The sequence below is a fragment of the Pseudomonas sp. O39 genome (genome assembly GCF_045447295.1).
Classification (GTDB): domain Bacteria; phylum Pseudomonadota; class Gammaproteobacteria; order Pseudomonadales; family Pseudomonadaceae; genus Aquipseudomonas; species Aquipseudomonas antarctica_A.
The window spans coordinates 50,343-75,218 of sequence record NZ_JBJGXV010000005.1 but is presented as its reverse complement, the minus strand read 5'-3'; the positions used below and the strand labels follow the sequence as shown (position 1 = coordinate 75,218).

General features: G+C 59.9%; 17 protein-coding genes and 1 pseudogene. 11 read left to right on the top strand and 7 right to left on the bottom strand.

The genetic code is table 11. The annotated features are described in order from the left end of the window. Positions 1-35: 35 nt before the first annotated feature. Positions 36-800: pseudogene (locus ACI77D_RS09315) on the top strand (Fic family protein); the annotation flags it as partial. Between the two features lie 88 nt (positions 801-888). Here ACI77D_RS09315 and ACI77D_RS09310 read toward each other — a convergent pair. Then, positions 889-2,817, bottom strand: coding sequence for a transglycosylase SLT domain-containing protein (locus tag ACI77D_RS09310; protein ID WP_407016451.1), 1,929 nt, complete (start codon positions 2,815-2,817; stop codon positions 889-891). A gap of 213 nt (positions 2,818-3,030) precedes the next feature. Between ACI77D_RS09310 and ACI77D_RS09305 the strand changes: the two genes are divergently transcribed. Further along, positions 3,031-4,950 (top strand): ATP-binding cassette domain-containing protein, encoded by a 1,920-nt coding sequence (locus ACI77D_RS09305; RefSeq protein WP_064451381.1) that lies wholly within the window; start codon positions 3,031-3,033, stop codon positions 4,948-4,950. A gap of 211 nt (positions 4,951-5,161) precedes the next feature. Here the strand turns inward: ACI77D_RS09305 and ACI77D_RS09300 are convergent, their stop codons facing one another. Beyond that, a complete protein-coding gene (locus ACI77D_RS09300) occupies positions 5,162-5,614 on the bottom strand; it encodes a universal stress protein (protein ID WP_058419614.1) in 453 nt (150 codons plus the stop codon). A 105-nt stretch (positions 5,615-5,719) separates the two neighbouring features. Here ACI77D_RS09300 and ACI77D_RS09295 point away from each other — a divergent pair, with 105 nt between their 5' ends. The 7 genes from ACI77D_RS09295 to ACI77D_RS09265 all read left to right on the top strand — a co-directional run bounded on the left by ACI77D_RS09295 (position 5,720) and on the right by ACI77D_RS09265 (position 14,239). Further along, positions 5,720-6,157 (top strand): hypothetical protein, encoded by a 438-nt coding sequence (locus ACI77D_RS09295; protein ID WP_064451382.1) that lies wholly within the window; start codon positions 5,720-5,722, stop codon positions 6,155-6,157. Between the two features lie 511 nt (positions 6,158-6,668). Then, positions 6,669-8,816, top strand: coding sequence for a fatty acid oxidation complex subunit alpha FadB (fadB, locus tag ACI77D_RS09290; RefSeq protein ID WP_064451383.1), 2,148 nt, complete (start codon positions 6,669-6,671; stop codon positions 8,814-8,816). A gap of 29 nt (positions 8,817-8,845) precedes the next feature. Then, positions 8,846-10,021: an acetyl-CoA C-acyltransferase FadA gene (gene fadA, locus ACI77D_RS09285; RefSeq protein ID WP_053255037.1), complete on the top strand. Its 1,176-nt coding sequence runs from the start codon at positions 8,846-8,848 to the stop codon at positions 10,019-10,021. A 97-nt stretch (positions 10,022-10,118) separates the two neighbouring features. Further along, positions 10,119-10,355, top strand: coding sequence for a DUF1653 domain-containing protein (locus tag ACI77D_RS09280; protein WP_064451384.1), 237 nt, complete (start codon positions 10,119-10,121; stop codon positions 10,353-10,355). Between the two features lie 114 nt (positions 10,356-10,469). Beyond that, entirely contained in the window at positions 10,470-13,091 is a 2,622-nt protein-coding gene (gene topA, locus ACI77D_RS09275; RefSeq protein ID WP_064451385.1) for a type I DNA topoisomerase, read from the top strand. Positions 13,092-13,217: 126 nt separating this feature from the next. Then, positions 13,218-13,739 carry a DUF6586 family protein gene (locus ACI77D_RS09270; RefSeq protein WP_064451386.1) on the top strand — a complete coding sequence of 174 codons (522 nt, stop codon included), beginning with the start codon at positions 13,218-13,220 and terminating at the stop codon, positions 13,737-13,739. A gap of 266 nt (positions 13,740-14,005) precedes the next feature. Continuing rightward, on the top strand, positions 14,006-14,239 hold the full coding sequence (locus ACI77D_RS09265) for a hypothetical protein (protein WP_053255041.1): 234 nt from the start codon (positions 14,006-14,008) through the stop codon (positions 14,237-14,239). 284 nt (positions 14,240-14,523) lie between these two features. On the opposite strand, the gene sulA is transcribed toward ACI77D_RS09265, so the two are convergent. Both sulA and lexA read right to left on the bottom strand, forming a co-directional pair. Continuing rightward, on the bottom strand, positions 14,524-14,997 hold the full coding sequence (gene sulA / locus ACI77D_RS09260; protein WP_064451387.1) for an SOS-induced cell division inhibitor SulA: 474 nt from the start codon (positions 14,995-14,997) through the stop codon (positions 14,524-14,526). Between the two features lie 10 nt (positions 14,998-15,007). Continuing rightward, complete coding sequence (gene lexA / locus ACI77D_RS09255; RefSeq protein WP_017137423.1) at positions 15,008-15,616, bottom strand: transcriptional repressor LexA; 609 nt, start codon at positions 15,614-15,616, stop codon at positions 15,008-15,010. Between the two features lie 263 nt (positions 15,617-15,879). On the opposite strand from lexA, the gene ACI77D_RS09250 reads away from it, so the two are divergent. Together ACI77D_RS09250 and nagZ are read left to right on the top strand one after the other, a co-directional pair. Then, positions 15,880-16,587, top strand: a complete 708-nt coding sequence (locus tag ACI77D_RS09250) for a TetR/AcrR family transcriptional regulator (protein WP_053255043.1) — start codon at positions 15,880-15,882, stop codon at positions 16,585-16,587. Positions 16,588-16,740: 153 nt separating this feature from the next. Next, entirely contained in the window at positions 16,741-17,751 is a 1,011-nt protein-coding gene (nagZ, locus tag ACI77D_RS09245) for a beta-N-acetylhexosaminidase (RefSeq protein ID WP_407016450.1), read from the top strand. A gap of 94 nt (positions 17,752-17,845) precedes the next feature. Here the strand turns inward: nagZ and ACI77D_RS09240 are convergent, their stop codons facing one another. The 3 genes from ACI77D_RS09240 to mfd are packed head-to-tail and all read right to left on the bottom strand — an operon-like array spanning position 17,846 to position 24,576. Next, positions 17,846-20,536: a DEAD/DEAH box helicase gene (locus tag ACI77D_RS09240; protein WP_128586655.1), complete on the bottom strand. Its 2,691-nt coding sequence runs from the start codon at positions 20,534-20,536 to the stop codon at positions 17,846-17,848. Positions 20,537-20,545: 9 nt separating this feature from the next. Further along, positions 20,546-21,115: a CsiV family protein gene (locus tag ACI77D_RS09235; protein ID WP_064451390.1), complete on the bottom strand. Its 570-nt coding sequence runs from the start codon at positions 21,113-21,115 to the stop codon at positions 20,546-20,548. Between the two features lie 11 nt (positions 21,116-21,126). Further along, entirely contained in the window at positions 21,127-24,576 is a 3,450-nt protein-coding gene (gene mfd, locus ACI77D_RS09230; RefSeq protein ID WP_407016449.1) for a transcription-repair coupling factor, read from the bottom strand. Between the last annotated feature and the right edge of the window lie 300 nt (positions 24,577-24,876).

Below are 24,876 nucleotides of genomic sequence, written 5' to 3'. Positions count from 1 at the left end.
TCATGTGACCTTTCGTTATTGAACTGGATGAGGACATGAGCCGTTATCAACCTCCGTTGACACTGACTACAAAGATGCTGGCTCTGGTAGCCGACATCAGTGAGCAGATCGGTCAACTTTCAGTCGGTGATGATAGTCGTCAGACGCCTCAGCTAAGACGTGGCAATCGAATTCGCACAATCCAGGCTTCGCTGGCTATCGAGAACAATACCCTCAGCGTTGAACAGGTGACCGCTGTTCTAGAGGGTAAGCGAGTGTTGGGGTTGCCTCGGGAGATCCAGGAAGTGCGTAATGCATTTGCTGCTTACGAGGCGATGCCGCAATGGGTGCCTAGTGATCGGGCGGACTTGTTAAAAGCACACGATCTGCTGATGTTCGGTTTGATCGATGATGCAGGACGGTTTCGCCAGGCGGGTTTCGGCATTTATCGTGGTGAGCAGTTGGTCCATATGGCTCCTCCCGCAAGTCGCGTAACGCATCTGATGGATGACTTACTGCAATGGCTGTCGGTTTCTGATTGGCATCCGCTGATCGCCAGTTGTGTATTCCATTACGAATTCGAATTTATCCACCCCTTCGCAGACGGCAATGGACGGATGGGGCGCCTTTGGCAAACCTTAATACTTAGTCAATGGCGCCCTGTGTTGGCCTATCTGCCGGTGGAAGCGGTTATACGCGAACAGCAGGACGCCTATTACGCGGCGCTGTCGGCTGCCGACCAGAAGGCGGAAGCGACTCCCTTCGTCGAATTTATGTTGCAAGCATTGAGTCTGGCCTTGGCTGAGGCTGTGCAAAGCGAGCGTCCGAGCGCCCCATAAAAAATGCCCGCATCTCTCAATGCGGGCATTTCTCTTGAAGCTTCAAACTTACAGCTTGAAGCTGCTCTTTTTACTGATCATCAAAGTAGCGCTCATGCCAATCCACCAACGGCTGTGGCGAGTTGAGCTTCTGCCCGTAGATCACCGAATAAGACAGCACGTTCTGCACATACTGGCGGGTTTCGTCGAACGGGATGCTTTCCACCCACACGTCGAAACTCAGGTGATCGGCACCGCGCAGCCATTGGCGCACGCGACCGGGGCCAGCGTTGTAGGCAGCGGAAGCGAGTACGCGGTTACCGTTGAACTGGCTGTGCACCTGGCTCAGGTAGGCGGCGCCGAGCTGAATGTTTTTGTCCGGGTCCAGCACCTGGGCCGGGGAGGCGAGCGGGATGCTGAACTTGCGTGCGGTTTCCTTGGCGGTGCCGGGCATCAATTGCATCAGGCCGCTGGCGCCGACGCCGGAGCGGGCATCATCCATGAAGGCGCTTTCCTGGCGAGTAATGGCAAATACCCAGCTGGAATGCAGGCCACGTACCTTGGCTTCGCGCACCAGGGTGTCGCGGTGGGCCATTGGGAAGCGGATATCCAGGTCGTCCCAATACTGCGCCTGGCTGATGGTGCGGATCGCCGGGAAGTACCACTTCATGTCATAGGCCAACTTGGCCTGGGCGACCATTTCATCGCGGTTGAAGTGGCGGCTGACGTGGTACCACTCGCGGCGGCCGTCAACGATTTGGCCACGTGCATAGAACTCCAGCGCACGGCGCACTCCCGGGGTGTTGCGGACCTTATTGACCAGTGCCTGGCTCATCACCAACGGTTTGTTTTTCAGTTGATACGGCGCTTGGGAACGGTCAGCCGCGAGGAAGCCGTAGAAATCACGTTCCTGCGCGAGGTTTTTGTACAGCACCAACGGTTGCGGGTTCTTCGGCTCGGCCAGTTCAAGACTGCGCGCTTGCCAGTAACGCCAGCGATTGGTGGTGGCCAGGTCTTGTGGGAGTTTGCGGGTGAGCTGGTAGGCATCTTCCCAGCGGGCCAGGCGCAACAGCAGGCGCAGGCGCCATTCGGAAACGGTGTTGTCACGCAGCTCTGGGTCGTATTTGGTCATCACGTCCAGGGCGCGTGGATCGTAGCGGCGGGCCAGGGTCAGGCCGATTTCGCGGGCGATCGACACTTTTTCGTCACGGGAGAAGTGCATGCTGCTGGCGTAACCGTCGAGCAGGGCCATCGCCTTGTCCGGGTCCTGGCGTGCCAGGCGGCGCAGGCCCAGGCCTACGGCGTCAGACATGGCTTCGTTGGCCGGCAGGAAGCGTGACGGGTCACCGAGCATGTCGGGCTTTTGCGCTACGTCCACCATCAGGCGGCCTTGGGCACCGAGGGTCGGCAGGGTTTTCACCAGGCTATTGGCCAGCGCGTAGTTGCGGGCTTCGGCGGCAAGCTTGGCGCGGTCCCAGATTTTCTGTTCGGTGAGTTGGCCATCGGCGGCCCACTGACCGAAGGTGGCATCACAGGCGGCGGGTTGGGATTTGCCGGTCAGCCAGAGTTTTTCGGTGGTCTTGTAGCCTTCGGCTTTCAGATTGTGGGTGAGTTGGTACTGGCCATGCAGGCAGTCCAGTTCGACGAAATTAAGCTTGGCGTCGTAGTACTTTTCAAACGTCTGCCAGTCGCCACGGTCAGCCAGCCAGCGCAACCAGCGCAGCTTCATCCAGTTGGCCTGGGGCAGGTCGCCGTTTTTGGCGAGGAACTGTTCGATTTCCTCGTTGCTCGCGGTTTTCAGGCGGGCGGTCAGTTCGTCATAGGCCAGGTACGGCGTGAGCGGGTAGTCGGCCAGGGCCTGGCTGTATTGCATGTACGGGCCGCTGTCGCCTTTGGCGAGGGCGCGTTTGGCTTCATCGTAATATTGACGTTGGGTGGTGAGGTCCACGGCCTGGGCGGATTGAACGGCGGTGGCGGAAAGAAGCAGACAAGATAAAAAGTTGAAAAGGCGACTGCGCATGAGACGTCCGTGCAAAGAAATCACGACTAGCACCGGCACCGCCGACACTGATTGCCCCTAGCTTAGCCTTTTGCCAGCGGCCGGCGAAAGCTTTGCCGGCCGGTTGGTTCAAGTTGGTTGTAAATGTCCTTCAGAACGTGTCGATAGCGAAAATGCCGGCCGCATCCCACCCTCAAGTCAGGTAGAATGCGCGCCCAGTTTTTGGAGAAGCGTATGACCCTGCTCAAATTCAGCGATGTGTCCCTTGCTTTCGGCGCTATGCCGTTGTTGGACAAGGTGTCCTGGCAGATCGCCCGTGGTGAGCGGGTGTGCATCATCGGCCGCAACGGCACCGGCAAGTCCAGCATGATGAAGCTGGTAAAAGGCGACCAGAAGCCCGATGACGGCTCTGTTTGGCGCGCCCCGGGCCTCAAGATCGGCGAATTGCCGCAAGAATTGCCGGTGGCCGACGGACGGACAGTGTTCGACGTGGTTGCCGAAGGCCTCGACGGCGTCGGTGAGTTGCTCGCGCAATACCATCACCTGGCGCAGAACTGCGTCACCGAAGAGGACCTGGACAAGCTGATGCACGTCCAGCAAGACCTCGAAGCCCGTGATGGCTGGCGCTTGCAGCAACTCGTCGACAGCACCTTGAGCCGCCTGCAACTGCCGGCCGACAAGACCCTCGCCGAATTGTCCGGTGGCTGGCGTCGTCGCGTGCTGCTGGCCCAGGCATTGGTGTCCGAGCCGGACCTGCTGCTGCTCGACGAACCCACCAACCACCTGGACATCGGCGCAATCGCCTGGCTGGAAGAAGCCATCAAGGACTTTCAGGGCGCCGTGCTGTTTATCACGCACGACCGTGCCTTCCTGCAGAGCCTGGCAACGCGCATCCTTGAACTGGACCGTGGCGGCCTGATCGACTGGAACGGCGACTACGCCAGTTTCCTGGTGCACAAAGAAGCTGCGCTGTCCGCTGAAGAGACCGCCAACGCGCTGTTCGACAAAAAGCTGGCTCAGGAAGAAGTCTGGATCCGCCAGGGCATCAAGGCCCGTCGCACCCGTAACGAAGGTCGCGTACGTGCCCTCAAGGCTCTGCGCAATGAGCGTAGCGAGCGTCGCGAACGCACTGGCAAGGCGAATATTCAGCTCGACACCGCCGACAAGTCGGGCAAGCAGGTTATGGTGCTGGAGAACGTCAGCTTCCATCACCCGGATGGCCCGTTCCTGATCAAGGACTTCTCCATGGTCCTGCAGCGCGGCGACCGTATCGGCCTGCTGGGCGCCAACGGTACCGGCAAGACCACTTTGCTCAAGCTGATGCTCAATGGCCTGCAGCCGACCAGCGGCACGGTCGAGGAAGGCACCAAGATCGACGTGGCCTACTTCGACCAGTTGCGCCATCAGTTGGACCTGGAAAAAACCGTGATCGACAACGTCGCCGAAGGCCGCGACTTTATCGACATCGACGGCCAGAGCCGCCACGTGCTGAGTTACCTGGGCGACTTCCTGTTCAGCCCGCAGCGTGCACGTACGCCGGTGAAAGCCTTGTCCGGTGGTGAGCGTGCGCGCCTGCTGCTGGCCAAGCTGTTCAGCAAGCCTGCCAACCTGCTGGTGCTCGACGAACCGACCAACGACCTCGACGTGGAAACCCTCGAGCTGCTGGAAGAGGTTCTGCTGACCTTCAACGGCACCGTGCTGATGGTCAGCCACGACCGGGCATTCCTCGACAACGTGGTCACCAGCACCCTGGTCTTCGAAGGTGAAGGTAAGGTGCGCGAATACGTTGGTGGTTATCAGGACTGGCTGCGTCAGGGCGGTTCGCCGCGCCTGTTGGGCGTAACCGAGAGCAAGTCCGGCAAAGCCGACCTGACCTCCGCCGTTGTGGCCCCGGTGGCCGCAGATGCACCGGCCCAGGAAGCTGCGCCGGCGGCCAAGAAGAAGCTCAGCTACAAGCTGCAGCGCGAACTGGAAGCCTTGCCGGGTGACATTGACGCCAAGGAGCAGCAGATTGCTGCGGTAGAAGCAGAAATGGCCGACGCAGGTTTCTACCTGCGTCCGGCGGCGGAAACTGCCAAGGTCATTGCTTCCCTGGAGACGTTGAACCAGGAGCTGGAAGTGCTGGTTGAGCGTTGGGCTGAGCTGGATGCCTGAGTGATTCAAGCGCATTAAAAAACCCGGTGTTCACTTGGATGAACACCGGGTTTTTCATATGGAATGCGATTCAACATGTGGGAGGGCTTGTGTGGGAGTCGGGCTTGCCCGCGATGCAGGCGCCTTGGTGTGTCAGTCAAACCGCGGTGATGCTATCGCAGGCAAGCCAGCTCCCACACAAGCCAGCTTTCACATCGGATTTGCGTCAGGCTTAAGAACTTTTTACCAGCTTCACCGCCAGCACATCACACGGCGCGCCGTGCAGCACATCATTCGCGGTAGAGCCCAGCAGCAACGCCAGGCCGTGGCGGCCATGGCTGCCGACCACAATCAGGTCGCAGTTCTGCTCTTTGGCCAAGTGGTGGATTTCCTGGCGCGGCTGGCCGTAGGTGAGATGGGAGTTTTCCTTGGTCACTTCCGGGTACTTCAGGATCAAGCGATCCAGGCGCTCTTTGGCCTGGTCAAACTGCTGTTGCTGCAACTGGGAAAGGTCCATGGGCACGTCGCCACCAAAGGCCATGGCCATGGGCTCGACGATATGCACGAGTGACAGCTTGGCACCGTTGGCGATTGCTGAAGCCTGCGCGCGCTTGATAACCGGGTCGCACTCTTCGGTCAGATCGACAGCGACCAGGATATGTTTGTAGGAATGTTCGTTGGGCATGGCGCGTTCCTCCAGGAGACTGCAATAAGTTCAGTATGGCTGGTTTCAAGCGGATGGGGTTGCGTCAGCTCAAACCCGCTCATCTAGAAATTCGGGAGTACACATATGACGGTCTGGATAGTGGTGTCAATCCTTCTGGTGGTTCTGAGCCCTCTGGCATGGCTGCGCCCGTCGCGTCATCAGAGCGGGCGCATGGCCCTGCGGATGGAGGCGCGCCGCATGGGTCTGGCCATGCAGTTGGCACCTCAGGAGTGGCCGTATTGGCTCAAGCAGGAGCCGCCGAGCCCTTGCGCGCAGTACTGCCGGCCACGGCGCGGCAGTGCGCCGGCGATATGGAGTTATTGGCAGATGGAGCCAGGGGTTTGGGTCAATCAATGGCGCGAAGTGTGCGTCGATGAAAAGTTGTTGCCGCATTTTGCGACGTTGCCGGCCAACGTCTACAAGGTCGAAGCCGACAAGCAAATGATCGCCTTGTATTGGGGCGAGAAGGGCGAGGCGAGTGTGTTGAAGGACATTGATACGTTGCTTAAAGCCTTGGCGTAACGCCGCCCGGAGCAAGCGCGCCCTGTCAGAAAGGCGGGCAATAAAAAGCCCGACATCATCATCGGGCTGGAGTTGGCCAGGCAGGCCGGTAAATCTGTGTGTCATGCGTCGGATGTTCATCCAGGCGCGTTACGATTGTCGCAAGCCTAGCGGCATATCCCGTTCTGTACAGTCTTTTCCCACATCTTTTCCATTATTGATCTCGTGAATAGTTGAGTATCGGCTAGGCGTAGGCTTGGGGGTGGGGTTCTGAAATGACTGGAAAGTCGCGTTTTTCCTAGCCTTTCGAGCGATTGACAATTGCTCGGAATTGGATGAAGGTGGCGTACCCAAATCAAACGGGCGTATGAATTGAGCGTTTGTCTGTCAGACGGCTCATACATAACCCCGACTATCGCATTGGCGGGTGTGCCTGGCGGATTGGCGTGAGCATTGACGTCATCATCAATGTCCAACCATAGGCCAGCGTCCAATGTGTACTGTTCAGCTTCCATATCGTGGAGATCAGTTGATGATTTACGAAGGTAAAGCCATCACGGTTAAGGCTCTTGAAAGTGGCATCGTCGAATTGAAATTCGACCTCAAGGGTGAGTCCGTCAACAAGTTCAACCGTCTAACCCTGAACGAACTGCGTCAGGCCGTAGACACCATCAAAGCAGATGCTTCGGTCAAGGGCGTGATCGTCTCCAGCGGCAAGGACGTGTTTATCGTCGGCGCTGACATCACCGAATTCGTCGACAACTTCAAGCTGCCCGATGCCGAGCTGGTGGCTGGCAACCTCGAAGCCAACAAGATTTTCAGCGATTTTGAAGACCTCAACGTGCCGACCGTTGCCGCGATCAATGGCATCGCGTTGGGCGGCGGCCTGGAAATGTGCCTGGCCGCAGACTTCCGCGTCATGTCGGCCACCGCCAAAATCGGCTTGCCTGAAGTCAAACTGGGCATCTACCCAGGTTTTGGCGGCACCGTCCGCCTGCCGCGCATCATCGGTGCCGACAACGCCATCGAGTGGATTGCCTCCGGCAAGGAAAACCGTGCTGAAGACGCGCTGAAAGTCGGTGCCGTCGATGCTGTGGTTGCTCCGGACAAACTGGCCGAAGCCGCACTGAACCTGATCAAAGGCGCCATCAGCGGCGAATTTGACTACAAGGCCAAGCGTCAGCCGAAACTGGAAAAACTCAAGCTCAACGCCATCGAACAAATGATGGCGTTCGAAACCGCCAAAGGTTTCGTGGCTGGCCAGGCCGGCCCGAACTACCCGGCGCCGGTTGAAGCGATCAAGACCATCCAGAAGGCTGCGAACTTCGGTCGCGACAAAGCCCTGGAAGTGGAAGCGGCAGGGTTCGTCAAACTGGCGAAAACCTCGGCGGCCCAGAGCCTGATCGGCCTGTTCCTGAACGATCAGGAGCTGAAGAAAAAGGCCAAGGCCTACGACGAAATCGCCAAAGACGTGAAGCAGGCTGCCGTACTCGGCGCCGGTATCATGGGCGGCGGTATCGCCTATCAGTCGGCGTCCAAAGGCACGCCGATCCTGATGAAAGACATCAACGAGCACGGTATCGAGCAAGGCCTGGCGGAAGCCGCCAAGCTGCTGGTGGGCCGCGTTGATAAAGGTCGTATGACGGCTGCGAAAATGGCTGAAGTGCTTAACGGTATTCGTCCTACGCTGTCCTACGGCGATTTCGGTCACGTCGACCTGGTGGTCGAAGCGGTAGTCGAGAACCCTAAGGTCAAGCAGGCTGTACTGGCCGAAGTGGAAGCCCAGGTTAAAGACGACACCATCCTGGCCTCGAACACCTCGACGATTTCCATCAGCTTGCTGGCCAAGGCCCTCAAGCGTCCGGAAAACTTCGTCGGCATGCACTTCTTCAACCCGGTGCACATGATGCCGCTGGTGGAAGTGATCCGTGGCGAGAAGTCCAGCGAACTGGCGGTTGCCACCACCGTTGCCTATGCCAAGAAAATGGGCAAGAACCCGATCGTGGTCAACGACTGCCCGGGCTTCCTGGTCAACCGCGTGCTGTTCCCGTACTTCGGCGGTTTCGCCAAGCTGGTCAGTGCTGGTGTGGACTTCGTGCGCATCGACAAGGTCATGGAAAAATTCGGCTGGCCAATGGGCCCGGCGTACCTGATGGACGTGGTCGGCATCGACACCGGCCACCACGGTCGCGACGTAATGGCTGAAGGCTTCCCGGACCGCATGAAAGACGACCGCCGTTCGGCGATCGACGCGCTCTACGAAGCCAAGCGCCTGGGCCAGAAGAACGGCAAAGGCTTCTACGCTTACGAGGCCGACAAGAAGGGCAAGCAGAAGAAAGTGGCCGACCCATCGGTTCACGAAGTGCTCGCGCCGGTTATCTACGAACAGCGTGAGGTGTCCGACGAGGACATCATCAACTGGATGATGATCGCCCTGTGCCTGGAAACCGTGCGTTGCCTGGAAGACGGCATCGTTGAAACCGCCGCCGAAGCCGATATGGGCCTGGTGTACGGTATTGGTTTCCCTCCATTCCGTGGTGGTGCGCTGCGTTACATCGACTCGATCGGTGTGGCCGAGTTCGTTGCCCTGGCTGACAAATACGCTGATTTGGGCCCGCTGTACCACCCGACCGCGAAGCTGCGTGAGATGGCCAAAAATGGCCAGAGCTTCTTCGGTTAAGCGCCCAGACGACTAGAGCGAGAATATTTATGAGCTTGAATCCAAGAGACGTGGTGATTGTCGACTTCGGTCGCACGCCAATGGGCCGCTCCAAGGGCGGCATGCACCGCAACACCCGCGCCGAAGACATGTCGGCGCACCTGATCAGCAAGTTGCTGGAGCGCAACGTCAAGGTCGACCCGAACGAAGTCGAAGACGTGATCTGGGGCTGCGTCAACCAGACCCTGGAGCAGGGCTGGAACATCGCGCGCATGGCCTCCTTGATGACGCAGATCCCGCACACGGCGGCCGGTCAGACTGTAAGCCGCCTGTGCGGCTCGTCGATGAGCGCGCTGCACACCGCTGCGCAAGCGATCATGACCGGTAACGGTGATGTGTTCGTCGTCGGCGGCGTGGAGCACATGGGCCACGTCAGCATGATGCACGGCGTCGACCCTAACCCGCACATGTCGCTGTACGCGGCAAAAGCGTCGGGCATGATGGGCCTCACCGCAGAAATGCTTGGCAAAATGCACGGCATTACCCGCGAAGCCCAGGACGCGTTCGCCCTGCGTTCCCATCAACTCGCCCAGAAGGCGACGGTGGAAGGCAAGTTCAAGGATGAAATCATCCCGATGAACGGCTACGACGAGAACGGCTTCCTGAAACTGTTCGACTACGACGAAACCATTCGTCCGGATACCACCCTGGAAAGCCTGGCGGCCCTCAAGCCTGCCTTCAATCCAAAGGGCGGCACCGTGACTGCCGGTAGTTCGTCGCAAATCACCGACGGTGCCTCATGCATGATCGTGATGTCGGCGCAGCGTGCCCAGGACTTGGGTATTCAGCCGATGGCCGTGATTCGTTCGATGGCCGTTGCGGGTGTGGACCCGGCAATCATGGGCTATGGTCCAGTACCGGCCACACAAAAAGCCTTGAAGCGCGCGGGCCTGACCATCTCCGATATCGACTTCTTCGAGCTCAACGAAGCTTTCGCCGCACAGGCCCTGCCAGTGCTGAAAGATTTGAAAGTGCTCGACAAGATGAACGAGAAGGTTAACCTGCACGGCGGTGCGATTGCCCTGGGCCACCCATTCGGTTGCTCCGGTGCTCGTATCTCCGGCACTTTGCTTAACGTGATGAAGCAAAATGGCGGCAACCTTGGGGTTGCAACCATGTGCATTGGTCTCGGCCAAGGCATTTCCACCGTCTTCGAACGCCTCTAAGCGTTGAGTTGACGGAAGCCGGGGCCCAGTGCCCCGGTTTTTGTTTTTTGGAATTTTTAATATTTTTTTTCAACAAATTTTGTAAGAGGGCCAGAGCATGAAAGTCGAACCCGGGCTCTACCAACATTATAAGGGGCCGCAGTACCGCGTTTTTAATGTGGCGCGGCACTCCGAGACCGAAGAAGAAGTCGTGTTTTACCAAGCACTGTATGGCGATTACGGCTTTTGGGTGCGCCCTTTGAGCATGTTCCTGGAGACCGTCGAAGTTGACGGCGAGCAGGTCCCGCGCTTTGCTTTGGTCCAGGCCGAACCCAGTCTTTTTTCAAGGCAATAACGGCAGGTCCCGCAGAATGCTGCGCTTGACCTCACCTTGTTGCCACTATATATAGCGTTGCCGCGACAGGCGCCAACTGCCTTTCACTTCTCGAATTCAGGAATTTTCCGATCCATGGGCAAATCGCTGGTCATTGTGGAATCCCCGGCTAAGGCCAAGACCATCAACAAGTACTTGGGTAACGAGTACGTGGTGAAGTCGAGTATCGGCCATATCCGAGACCTGCCCACCAGCGGTTCGGCTAGCGCCAGCAAGGAGCCGGCCGCCAAGCGCGGCAAGGCGGCTGCGGGCGAAGGTCCGGTGCTCACCCCTAAAGAGAAAGCGCGCAAGCAGCTGGTCTCCCGCATGGGTGTGGACCCGGAACATGGCTGGAAGGCCAAGTACGAAATCCTTCCCGGCAAGGAAAAGGTCATCGAAGAGCTGCGCCGGCTCGCCAAAGATGCTGACACCATCTATCTCGCGACGGACTTGGACCGCGAAGGGGAAGCCATTGCCTGGCACCTGCGGGAAGCCATCGGCGGTGACGACAGCCGCTACAAGCGTGTCGTGTTCAACGAAATCACCAAGAAAGCCATCCAGGAAGCCTTCTCCAAGCCGGGCGAGCTGGACATCGACCGTGTAAACGCCCAGCAGGCCCGTCGCTTCCTCGACCGCGTCGTGGGCTACATGGTCTCGCCATTGTTGTGGGCCAAGATTGCCCGTGGCCTGTCCGCCGGCCGTGTGCAATCGGTAGCGGTCAAGCTGGTGGTAGAGCGTGAGCGCGAGATTCGTGCGTTCAACCCCGAAGAATACTGGGACGTGCACGCTGACCTCGGCACTGCCAAGGGCGCCAACGTGCGCTTTGAAGTAGCCCGCGAGAAAGGCGAGGCGTTCAAGCCGCTGAATGAAGCCCAGGCCATGGCCGCGCTGGAGAAGCTCAAATCTTCCAGCTACAGCATCGTCAAGCGTGAAGACAAACCGACCAGCAGCAAGCCGTCGGCGCCGTTCATCACCTCCACCCTGCAACAGGCCGCGAGCAACCGCCTGGGTTTCGGTGTGAAGAAAACCATGATGATGGCCCAGCGTCTGTACGAAGCCGGCTACATCACTTATATGCGTACCGACTCCACCAACCTGTCGCAAGACGCGGTGGCGATGGCGCGTACTTATATTGAAAGCGAGTTCGGCAAGAAATACCTGCCGGAGAAGCCGAACGTCTACAGCAGCAAAGAAGGCGCCCAGGAGGCTCACGAAGCGATTCGTCCTTCTGACGCCAACACCGAGCCAAGCAAGCTGAGTGGCATGGAGCGCGACGCTGAGCGCCTCTACGAGCTGATCTGGCGCCAATTCCTGGCGTGCCAGATGCTGCCGGCGCAATACCTGTCCACCACCGTCAGTGTGGCGGCTTCCGACTTCGAGCTACGTGCCAAGGGCCGTATCCTCAAGTTCGACGGCTACACCCGCGTCATGCCGCAAATTGCCAAGCCAGGCGATGACGACGTGCTGCCGGACATGGCCCAGGGCGATACGCTCAAGCTGATCAAGCTCGACCCGTCCCAGCACTTCACCAAGCCGCCGGCGCGTTACTCCGAAGCCAGCCTGGTGAAAGAGATGGAAAAGCGCGGTATCGGTCGTCCTTCGACCTATGCGGCGATCATCTCGACCATTCAGGACCGTGGCTACGTGGCCCTGCACAACCGTCGTTTCTATTCGGAAAAGATGGGCGACATCGTCACTGAGCGCCTGTCCGAGAGTTTCTCCAACCTGATGGACTACGGCTTCACCGCCGGCATGGAAGAGAACCTCGATGACGTGGCCCAGGGCGAGCGCGACTGGAAAAACGTGCTCGACGAGTTCTACGGCGACTTCAAAAAGAAACTCGAAGTGGCCGAAAGCCCTGAGAGCGGCATGCGTGCCAACCAGCCGGTAATGACTGACATCCCGTGCCTGACCTGCGGGCGCCCGATGCAAATTCGTACGGCGTCCACCGGTGTGTTCCTCGGTTGCTCGGGCTATAGCCTGCCGCCGAAAGAGCGCTGCAAGGCCACCGTCAATCTGGTGCCGGGTGACGAAATCGCGGCAGACGACGAGGGTGAATCCGAGTCGCTGGTACTGCGCGGCAAGCACCGTTGCCCGATCTGCAGCACGGCAATGGACGCCTACCTGCTCGACGAGAAGCACAAGTTGCACATCTGCGGTAACAACCCGGATTGCGACGGCTACGAGATCGAAGAGGGCAGCTACCGCATCAAGGGCTACGAAGGCCCGAGCCTGGAATGCGACAAGTGCGGCAGCGAGATGCAGCTCAAGACCGGCCGTTTCGGCAAGTTCTTTGGTTGCACCAACCCGACCTGCAAGAACACCCGCAAACTGCTGAAAAGCGGTGACGCGGCGCCGCCAAAGATGGACCCGGTGAAGATGCCCGAACTCAAGTGCGAGAAGGTCAACGACACCTACATCCTGCGTGACGGCGCATCGGGGTTGTTCCTGGCCGCAAGCCAGTTCCCGAAAAACCGCGAGACCCGCGCGCCGCTGGTGCTGGAGATCGTGCCGCACAAGGACGAAATCGATCCTAAGTACCACTTCCTGTGTGAAGCGCCGAAGAAGGACCCCGACGGTCGCCCGGCGGTGATCCGTTACAGCCGTAAAACCAAGGAGCAGTACGTGCAGACCGAAGTGGACGGCAAGCCTACCGGCTGGAAAGCGTTCTACGACGGCGGCAAGTGGAAGGTCGAGGACAAGCGCCAGGGCGCTTGATCGGCTCATCTGCGAAATAAAAAGGCCGCCTGCATAGGCGGCCTTTTTTTGCGCTTGCAGTGCGTTCGGCTGATCCGTGACACTGTTCAGCCAGCATCACGCTTATTCGTTGTGGAGATTGCCGTTATGGCCAACGAACTCTATACCCGTACCAATCAGAAAATTTACTTCGCGGGTTTGTCCCTGGAAGCCCTTGGCCGTGCCGAGGAAGGGAAGGAGATGAATGCCATCGCGCTGGTCCAGGCCGGGCGTGAAGCGGCGTTGTTCCACCTGTACGGCGCGCTGCTGGGGTTGTGTCATGAGATTGCCGGGTTCTACCGTCTGCCCCAGGCTGGTTCGCCGCGTGCAGAAATGATCATGAACCACGACGTGCTGGCGAGCATGGCTATCCCTGAACTGGCCGAGTTGGTAGAAATGGCCCAGAGCCCCGACAGTTGGGTAGCCCGTCTGCTCAAGGCACATGCTGATATGTTCCAGCCGCCACGTGTTCCCCATGTGCCCAAGGGCGATGTGACACAGCCGCTGATCGTGGCAGTGGCTCTGGAAGAGGATGAGCCCAAGCCACTGGGCCGGGAAGAGCTGGAGAGCTGGCGTCAGGCGCTGAAAAAGATGGCGTTGCGGTTTCGTGAAGGGTTGAACGAGTGCTGAGGCGTTTTCGCTAAGCTGCACTCAAAACTGTGGGAACGGGCTTGCTCGCGAAAGCGGAGTATCAGTCAACAGGTTCATTACTGACCCACCGCATTCGCGAGCAAGCCCGCTCCCACAGTTGAACCGAGCAGGAAGTACATCCGGCACAGGGCTCGCAACCTTCAATAAGCACCATTCATCAAGCCGTAAAGAAACCTGTTCAGATCCGCAGCGAGGCGGGGTGGATGACTGATATAATCCCGGCCTTTCGTGGAGAACAGACTTTTATGCCAACGTCCTTTCTGGAAATTGTTGAATTGCCTGACGGCCGAATCGAGCTGCGCCGGGCTGAGGACGAGGGTTCTCTGGTTATCTTGGATTTTTCGGAGGACGCAAAAGCGTTCCTGCAAGGCCAGCACGTGGAAGTAGCGAAAGCCATGTTGAGCGTGGGCGTGCAGATGGCAGGTCGCCTGGCAGAAGGCGAACCGGAGAAGGATGACGGCCCGCGGGTTCTTCACTGAGTTTTTGTGGCGCGTTGGCTCGTTCCAGTGAAGGGTCTTGCTGCTGCAGTTGGCCTTGTGTGGCGAGCGGGCTTGCCCCGCGATGGGCTGCAAAGCGACTCTAAATAGATTTAATGCGGTGTATCAGGTATTCCACGGTGCTTGGTTTTGGGGTTGCTTCGCAGTCCAACGCGGGGCAAGCCCGCTCGCCACAGAAAGCCCATCCTCCACAGCAAGCCTACATTCCATGGTAAACCCCATTGCCACAGGCGTACCTCTGCCACATAGGCAAGCAGCTAGCCTGATTACCCCAATCGAATATTCAAGCTCTGTGCATCGCCCGTACGTGCGGCGCTGATCAACTGCTGCTTGGCGGTAGCGTTCAGCGGGTTCAGCCAGCTCACCACGGTGTGGCTGCGGCCTAGGCGCAAGGCCTCGCAAGTCAATTGCTGGGCGCTTTGCGTGCCGCGCGGTTGCAGCAGCAGGATGCGCTCACGGTTGAGGCCGGCATCCCGCAGCCACGCCTGGGTCAGGCTGGCTGGCGGGGCGATCAGCGTCAGCCAGCGCGCGTCCTGCTCCTCGCTCAATTCGCGAAGGATCGGCGCCAGCAGGCTCAGGCAGCTCCCGGCAGCACCGCGCAACGACAGCTCACTGAACGCCTCAGGTTCGGAGCCCCAAGGGGCTTCGACCGTTTCCTTGAGGATGGGCGCAAGGGGTTGGGCCATAAAGGCCTCGAACAGCGACAGTTGTGTGTGTTGTGGGGTGTGCACGAGCTGCATGGTGCCTCCTTTAGCGGCGAATGACGCCGACGCTCAAGCCTTCGATCACCAGATCCTGATCTTTCAGGTTCACTTCAATCGGGGCGAACTCAGGGTTCTCGGCCATCAGCCAGACCTTGCTGCCTTCGCGCTTGAAGCGTTTGACGGTGACTTCATCGCCGATACGCGCGACGACGATCTGGCCATTACGGGCTTCGCGGGTGGTGTGGACGGCCAGCAGGTCGCCGTCGAAAATCCCCACGTCCTTCATGCTCATCCCGTGTACGCGCAACAGGTAGTCGGCACGCGGATGGAAGAAGGTCGGGTTGATGTTGCAGGATTCCTCGACGTGCTGTTGCGCCAGGATCGGCGCACCGGCGGCGACGCGACCGATGATCGGCAGCGTCGACTCGTCGGCCTTGGCTTCGAAGCCAGGGATGCGAATGCCGCGTGAAGCCCCTGGGGTCATCTCGATCGCGCCTTTGCGAGCGAGGGCCTTGAGGTGTTCTTCGGCAGCGTTGGGGGATTTGAACCCCAGTTCCAGCGCAATTTCCGCTCGTGTCGGCGGGTAGCCGTTGTCATCGAGGCAGCGCTTGATAAAAGCCAGAATCTCAGCTTGGCGTGGCGTCAGTTTTAGCATGTTGATCGCTCTGTCTTTTTATACAGTGACTGGGATTATATACAGTGAACTGCGCTTGGCAATCATCCTTTTTTGGCACTCCGCTGGACGGTCATTCGTCACCCGTCCTGCAAGGCAGAGACAGCGCTGCCTACAGACCGGAAAGGATGTGATTAAATAGCGGCGAATTAGATGACTGCCCGGCCGGAAAACGGACTCGCAGGCTTGACAAGACACACACTGAAACGTATGTTTCAAACAAGTGTTTGTCAGGCGGAGTAGCCATGGCCCAGTCGGAAACCGTTGAACGCATTCTCGATGCTGCCGAGCAATTGTTCGCGGAAAAAGGATTTGCTGAAACTTCATTGCGGCTGATCACCAGCAAGGCTGGGGTCAACCTTGCCGCAGTGAACTACCATTTCGGCTCAAAAAAAGCCCTGATCCAGGCTGTGTTCTCGCGCTTTCTGGGGCCATTCTGCGCCAGCCTCGACCGTGAGCTGGAGCGCCGCCAGACCAAGCCTGAAAACAAGCCAAGCCTGGAAGACCTGCTGGAAATCCTGGTCGAGCAGGCGCTGGTGGTGCAACCACGCAGCGGCAACGACCTGTCGATCTTCATGCGTCTGTTGGGCCTGGCCTTCAGCCAGAGCCAGGGTCACCTGCGGCGTTACCTGGAAGACATGTATGGCAAGGTTTTCCGCCGTTACATGTTGCTGGTCAACGAAGCTGCCCCGCGTATTCCGCCGATTGAGCTGTTCTGGCGCGTGCACTTCATGCTCGGCGCGGCCGCGTTCAGCATGTCCGGGATCAAGGCGTTGCGAGCGATTGCCGAAACCGATTTCGGCGTGAACACGTCGATCGAGCAAGTGATGCGCCTGATGGTGCCGTTCCTTGCCGCCGGCATGCGCGCCGAAACCGGCGTGACCGACCAGGCCATGGCCGCCGCGCAATTGCGCCCACGCAGCAAATCGACACCGGCTGTCGCCAAGGCGTGACCTGCCCGGGTGTGCGCGGCCGCTTGCATCCGCTAAGCTAGCCGCCATGCCGATTTCAGCTATTTACTCGCAACCCGTTGTTTTCACCGAGCACCCGTTATTAAGGGCGCCACGTGAGGGCAACGGGTTGTGTGCGTTATTTAAGGAAGGTTTATGACTGCTGCCCTGCAAGGTTCTTTAATGGTCGATGTGGCCGGTACTTGGCTGACGGCCGAGGATCGCCACCTGTTGCGCCAGCCTGAAGTGGGCGGGCTGATCATTTTTGCACGCAATATCGAGCACCCACGCCAGGTGCGCGAATTGAGCGCGGCGATCCGTGCCGTGCGCCCGGACCTGCTGCTGGCCGTCGACCAGGAAGGCGGCCGCGTGCAGCGCCTGCGCCAGGGCTTTGTGCGCCTGCCGGCCATGCGTTTATTGGCGGATAAACCGAATGCCGAATACCTTGCCGAGCAATGCGGCTGGATCATGGCCACTGAAGTGCTGGCGGTCGGCCTTGACCTGAGTTTCGCCCCGGTGCTGGACCTGGATTACCAGCGCAGCGCCGTGGTCGGCACGCGTTCGTTCGAAGGCGACCCCGAGCGCGCCGCCGTGCTCGCGGGCGCCTTCATTCGCGGCATGAACAACGCCGGCATGGCCGCTACCGGTAAACACTTCCCTGGCCACGGTTGGGCTGAGGCTGATTCCCACGTCGCGATTCCCAATGATGAGCGCAGCCTGGAACAGATTCGCGCGAATGACCTGGTGCCTTTCGCGCGCCTGAGCAAACAGTTGGCGGCCGTGATGCCTGCCCACGTCATCTACCCACAGGTTGACGCCCAGCCAGCCGGTTTCTCGCGTCGCTGGTTGCAGGATATTTTGCGTGGCGAGTTGCAGTTCGATGGGGTTATTTTCAGCGACGACCTGTCTATGGCGGGTGCGCATGTGGTCGGTGATGCGGCCAGTCGAATCGAGGCGGCGTTGACGGCCGGCTGTGATATGGGCCTGGTGTGCAATGACCGCGCGGCTGCCGAACTGGCGCTGACGGCTGCGCAACGCATGAAGGTCACGCCGTCTGCCCGAATCGCGCGTATGCGTGGGCAGGCGATTGCCTCTACGGACTATAAGCAGGACCCGCGTTGGTTGGCGGCGCTTACTGCGTTGCGGGATGCTCAGTTGATCGACTGATAACCGCGTTGCTGCCATCGCAGGCAAGCCAGCTCCCACAGGGGAATGCATTCCAAATGTGGGAGCGGGCTTGCTCGCGAAGGCGGTCTCTCAGTCAGCGCTTCTCTTGCTTGTGGGGCAACGGCGCAAACAACGCCTCGATATCCTCGTTGCCCAACTGCCAATCCCCCGTCTTGCGTCCGTCCAGTACACCTGCCGCCAAGTCGGATTTTTCCTTCTGCAGGTGTTGGATTTTCTCCTCCACCGTGCCCCGGGCAATCATCTTGTAGACGAACACCGGCTTCTCCTGCCCGATGCGATACGCTCGGTCGGTGGCCTGGTTTTCCGTGGCCGGGTTCCACCATGGGTCGTAGTGGATCACCGTGTCGGCTTCGGTCAGGTTCAAGCCCACGCCGCCAGCCTTCAAGCTGATCAGAAAAATCTGTAGCTTGCCGCTCTGGAAATCCTTCACCGGCGTGCGCCGGTCGCGGGTCTGGCCGGTCAGCAGTGCGTAGGCCACGCCGCGTTTTTTCAGTTCGGCTTCGATCAGGCTGAGCATTGAGGTGAACTGGGAGAACAGCAGAATCCGGCGCCCTTCGGCAAACAGCTCTTCGAGCATTTCCATCAGGCTGTCCAGCTTGCCCGAGCTGCTGCCCCGGGCGGGCAGGGTGGCGTCGTTCACCAGGCGCAGGTCGCAGCACACCTGGCGCAGCTTGAGCAGCGCTTCAAGAATGATGATCTGGCTGCGCGCGACGCCTTTACGGGTGATTTCGTCGCGCACTTTTTTATCCATGGCCAGGCGCATGGTCTCGTACACGTCGCGCTGGGCCTCATTGAGGTCAACCCAATGGATGATCTCGGTCTTGGGCGGCAGTTCCGTTGCCACCTGCTCTTTGGTGCGCCGCAGCAGGAAGGGTTTTATCCGACCGTTGAGGTGCTGCAAGCGCACGTCACTGGCGCGTTTTTCGATGGGCACGCGGTAATCGCGATTGAAGCTTTTTACGTCACCCAGCCAGCCCGGTAGCAGGAAGTGAAACAGCGACCACAGCTCGCCCAAGTGGTTTTCCAGCGGTGTGCCACTCAGGCACAGGCGCTGGCGCGCATTCAGCTCGCGCGCCGCCTGGGCGGCCTTGCTGTTGGGGTTCTTGATGTACTGGGCTTCATCAAGGATCAGTATGTGCAAGGGCAGGGCAGCGAGCGGTTCGATGTCCTTGGGCAGCAATGCATATGTGGTCAGCAGCAGGTCATAGTCCTGCAGGTTGGCGAAGTGCTTTTTGCGCGTTGCGCCATACAGCGCCTGCACCTTGAGTTGCGGCGTGAAGTGCGCCGCTTCGTCGAGCCAGTTCGGGATCAGGCTGGTGGGCATCACCACCATGCATGGCCGGTCGAGGCGCCCGGCGGCTTTCTCAGTAAGAATATGCGCCAGGGTTTGCAGGGTTTTACCCAGGCCCATGTCATCCGCGAGAATCCCGCCCACCTCGAGTTGGCGCAGCGACTGCATCCAGCTCAAACCTTCCAGCTGGTAGGGGCGTAAGGTCGCGTTCAAACCCTCGGGCGCCACACAGCTGAAATCCTTGATGTCGCGCAGGCGCTGGGCGAAGTTGCGGATCTTCTCGCCGCCTTCCCATTGCAGCGGCAGGTCTTCCAGCGGGTTGAGGCGAATCGCATCGGCCTTGGCCAGGCGCAAGGTGGTGGTGCCGGTTTCCTGCAGGTAAAACTCGCCGAGGGTGGCCAGCACCGGTTTCAATCGGCCGTAGGGCAGTGCCACCTGCAGCGGGCCGTGGCCGTTGGGCAGGCCGGGGATATTCACCAGGATCAGCTCGTCATCGCGGCGCCGGGCAAGTTTTTCCGGGTTGAGGATCTCGGTGTGCGAACGCATCAGGTTCAGCAGGATCGGCAACAGGCTCAGGCGCTCACCATTGACGATGATGCCCAGTTCCAGGTCGAACCAGTCACGCTCCGGGCCCTCGTCGACCGTCGCGTACCAGTCGTCGACGGCGCTCAGGTCGAAGCCGAAATCCTCATCGATCTGCAGTTCCCAACCCTCGGCGCGCAGGGCTGGCGATGCGTTAAGGGTAAAGTTCAGCCAGGCGCTGTCATTGACCATCTCAAACAATTCACCGGCACTCTCCGGCAACGCCTTGCTCTGGCGCGTGGCGATCTTGAAGCCCAGCAGGCGCAGTTGCTCGCGATAAGGCTGCTCCAGCTCCGGGTGGCGCTTGATGCGCAGGCTCTGGGTGTCCTGGCGCACGACGATATCGGCGTTCTTCTGCCCGCTGACATAGTTACCCAGGTAGTTGAATGACAGCGCGGCACGGTGCTGGATATAGCGCTGCATCTTGCCATTGCGCGGTTCAAACGCGCTGAACTCAACACTGGCCAGCCACAGGCGCGGCACGGGCCGCACTTCTTCCATCACCACTTGCGGCAACACCACGCGGTTATCCAGCACGGCCTGGAGCTTTTCCAGCAGTTCGGCATCCTGCGCCGCCGCCGGGTAGGCCAGGGTTTCCTGGACCTTGAGCAACACCGCCGCAATATGTTTGCAGTTGGTGTGCACCGGGCACGTGCAGCGACTGTCCACCAGGATCAGCGTGCCTTTGGCCGATTCGCGCAGCGAGATGGTCTGCCGGTAAACGTTACCGCCCGAGCCTTCGCAACTGGCCACGATGGTGCTGTCGCCGGACTCGACGATGCGCACGCGGTTTTCCAGGGCGTAGCGCCGCCCGCGCTCAAGGCTTTGCTCTTTAAAGCGATTGGCCCACGAAGGAGCCAGGGGTTTGGTCAACGACGACGTCAGGGGCATGGCGCTGGATCAGTCCTGGATGTCGGGCGGTGGCGCGCTGGGTGGTTTGGCGGTCAGCGAAGTGATCTTGATCAGCAGGGCGAGGTGGCCGCCGTCCAGGTAGTTGAGCTGATTGTTTTTGGTGCGCACGTCTTGCTGGCTCAGGTGTTCGCTGGCAATGACGCTACCGTTGGCGTCGAACTGGTTGATCCAGAAGTCGGCGTCGATGTCGGTAAAGCGCCCCAGTTGCAGGTTCAGGGTACCTTCGATGGGAAATTGGCCGAACTGTTCCTGGCCATCGCTGATGGCCAGTTTCACCGGTTGTTCGCCCAGGTTCTGGTCCCAGGCCCGGTGCAGCAGCACGGTGTAACTGTTGTCGGCACTGAGTTTGTCGACGATGTTGCCCAACCGCGGCGGGCTGATTTTGTCCGCAGGCAACCGTGAAGCCCCGGCGTCCCAGTTTTCCGGCGCCGCGCGGCTACTGATAACCGGCTCGGCGTTCTGGCGGACCAGGATCATTTCCACCAGGTACGGGCTGTCGGCAAACGCCGAAGGGGCAACGACCACCAATAACAAGCTCAAAATGCGGAACAGGCGCATTGGGGCGTCCTTCAAGCAGATTTCGGGATGAGGCGCTCAAACAGCGCCTCTAATGTATTAAAGCGTTCTTCGGCGCGTTCCATCGGCACCATGAACTTGAACAGCGTAGCCCCTTCGAACTTGTAGCGGTTGGGCTGGCCCTGAATCAGCTTGATCAACACCAGCGGGTCCACCGGCGTTTGCGCTTCGAACTCGATACGCCCGCCTTGCGGCCCGGCATCGACCTTCTTGATGCCAAGCTGCTCGGCCTGCAATTTGAGCAGGGTCAGGCGCACCAGGTTCTTGGTCGGCTCGGGCAACAGGCCGAAGCGGTCGATCATCTCTACTTGCAGGTCCTTGAGACCGTCTTCGTCGGTGGCCGAAGCGATGCGCTTGTACAGGATCAGCCGCGCGTGTACGTCCGGGAGGTAGTCTTCCGGAATCAACGCGGGCAAGCGCAGGTTGATTTCCGGGCCGCCGCCCAAGGGTTGATCGAGGTTCGGTTGCTCGCCTTTACGGATGGCTTTCACCGCGCGCTCGAGCATCTCCATATAAAGGGTGAAGCCCACGGCCTGGATCTGCCCGCTCTGGCCGTCGCCCAACAGTTCGCCTGCGCCACGGATTTCCAGGTCGTTGGTGGCCAGTACAAACCCGGCACCGAGATCCTGGGTGTTGGCGATGGCTTCCAAACGCTTTTCGGCATCGCCGGTAATTTGCTGGCGCGGTGGCGTCAGCAAATAGGCATACGCTTGGTGGTGGCTACGCCCGACGCGGCCACGCAGTTGATGCAGCTGCGCCAGGCCGAACTTGTCGGCACGCTCGATGATGATGGTGTTGGCGCTCGGCACGTCGATGCCGGTCTCGATGATGGTCGAGGCGATCAGCACGTTGAAGCGCTTGTGGTAGAAATCGCTCATCACCTGTTCGAGGTCGCGTTCGCGCATCTGCCCGTGGCCGATGGCGATGCGTGCTTCCGGCACCAGCTCGGCGAGGTCGGCGGCGCACTTCTCGATGGTCTTCACGTCGTTGTGCAGGTAGTACACCTGCCCGCCGCGCAGCAATTCCCGCAGCAGCGCTTCCTTGACCGTGCTTTTGTTCTGCTCCATCACGAACGTGCGCACCGACAAGCGACGGGCGGGCGGCGTGGCGATGATCGACAGGTCGCGCATGCCCGACACGGCCATATTCAGCGTGCGCGGAATCGGCGTGGCGGTGAGGGTGAGGATGTCGACTTCGCTGCGCAGGTTCTTCAGTTGTTCTTTCTGACGCACACCAAAGCGGTGCTCTTCGTCGATGATCACCAGGCCCAGGTTTTTGATCTTCACGTCGTCCGACAGCAGCTTGTGCGTGCCGATCACGATGTCGATCTTGCCTTCAGCTAAATCGGCGACGGCGGCATTCACTTCCTTGGCGGACTTGAAGCGGCTCATCACTTCGACGCTCACCGGCCAGTCGGCAAAGCGGTCGCGGAAGCTGTTGTAGTGCTGCTGGGCGAGCAGGGTGGTCGGCACCAGAATCGCCACCTGCTTGCCGCCGTGCACCGCAATAAAGGCGGCGCGCATGGCCACTTCGGTCTTGCCGAAGCCCACGTCGCCACACACCAGGCGGTCCATCGGCTTGGGCGCGAGCATGTCGGCGCGCACCGCTTCGATGGTGGTTTGCTGGTCCGGGGTTTCTTCGAAGGCGAAGCCGGCGCTGAAGGTGGCGTAGTCGGCCTTCGGGTCGGCGAAGGCGTAACCTTCGCGCGCCGCACGGCGTGCATAGATGTCGAGCAATTCGGCAGCCACATCGCGCACTTGTTCGGCGGCTTTGCGCTTGGCTTTCTGCCAGGTCTCGGAGCCCAGGCGGTGCAACGGCGCCAGGGCATCGTCGCTGCCGGTGTAGCGGGCGATCAAGTGCAGGCTGGCTACCGGCACATAGAGCTTGGCGCCTTCGGCGTATTCCATGGTGAGGAATTCGGCGGCCTGGTTATCGATCTCCAGGGTCTGCAGGCCCAGGTAGCGGCCCACGCCGTGGTCGATATGCACCACCGGCGCGCCTTCGCGCAGCTCGGTCAGGTTTTTGATGACCGCGTCGTTGTTGGCGTCCGCGCGTTTTTCACGTCGACGGCGCTGCATCACGCGCTGGCCGAACAGCGGGCTTTCGGCGATCAGCGCCAGGGCCGGGTCGTCCAGCAACAAACCTTCATCCAGCGGCGCGATGGTGATCGCCAGGCGCTCTTTGCTCGCGACGAAATCCGGCCAGCTGTCGACGGTTTTCGGGCGCAGCTTCAGGCGTTCGAGCAGTTCCAGCAGCACTTCGCGACGGCCGGCGGATTCGGCGGTAAACAGCACGCGGCCGGGGAAATCACCGAGGAAGTTGGACAGCGCCTCCAGCGGTTGCGTGGCTTTGGCCTGGATCGCCAGATCCGGCAGTGTGCCCGCCGGGAAGCGCTCGCGGCCGCTGCCTGTGTCCACGTCCTGTTGGCTGGCAACCACGCGCGGCCAGTTTTTCAGGCGGGCGAAGCAGTCTTCCACCGGCAGGAACAGCTCGGCGGGCGGCAATAAAGGACGCGACGGATCGACGCGGCGCTCTTCATAGCGACTGCGCACGTCGTTCCAGAAGTTTTCCGCTGCCTGCTCTATGCCCGGCAGCGAGAACACTTGGGTGTCCTGGGGCAGGTAATCGAACAGGGTGGAGGTTTCGTCAAAGAACAGCGGCAGGTAGTACTCGATACCGGCCGGTGTGATCCCGCTGCTCAAGTCCTGGAAGATCGGGCAGCGGCGGAAGTCCACGTCGAAGCGTTCACGAAAGCGTGCCTTGAAGCGCGTGACCGCGTCTTTTTGCAGCGGGAATTCCCGTGCCGGCAGCAGCTTGATCGAGTCCACTTTATCTATGGAGCGTTGGTTGTCCGGGTCGAAGGTGCGCAACGTTTCGATTTCGTCATCGAACAGGTCGATGCGGTACGGCAATTTGCTGCCCATCGGGAACAGGTCGATCAACGCCCCGCGCACGGCAAACTCGCCGTGTTCGTACACCGTGTCGACGCAGCGGTAGCCGCTGGCCTCAAGGCGCGTGCGCATCTGTTCCACGTCGAGCTTCTGGCCGACATCCAGCACCAGGCTGCTGCCCAGCAGGAACTTGGTCGGTGCCAGGCGATGCAGGGCCGTGGTGATCGGCACCACCAGCACGCCGTGGGCCAGTTCCGGCAAGCGGTACAGGCTGGCGATGCGCTGGGAGATGATGTCCTGGTGCGGCGAGAACAGATCGTAGGGCAGGGTTTCCCAGTCGGGAAAATGCAGCACCGGCAAATCGGGGGCGAAGAAGCTCAGCTCCTGCTCCAGCCGCTCGGCGCTTTGGCTGTCGGCGGTGAGCAGCAGGGTAAAGCGCTTGGCTGCGCTGGCAGCCTCGGCAATGGCCAGGCTCAGGGCGGCACCGGGCAGGTTGCCCCAGTGCTGTTTACCTGCCGCGGCAGGGAGAAGCGGTAGACGCAGAACGGGCACGGAAGGTTGAGCTCCAAGCGTTGCGACAAAGTCGGTAATTGTAACGGCCTGAGGTGCCGCCTGTCAGTTGCTGACTGAGCCTATTACGGTTTGTAGGAAATGTAGTGGCTAAGACAAACAATGGCGTGTTTTGACTCAATATGTAGTGCCATTTTGTGCAGATGTTTCGGAGGGTTACGGACAAGTCGGGGTTGGCGCTCAACGAGCGGCCTTCTGGAACCCGCGTATTTACTGGGCTGCAGCGGGGTGTGATTTTTTCGCAAGCACTTTTTGTTGCCTGGCGCGCATTGCTCCGAGGCC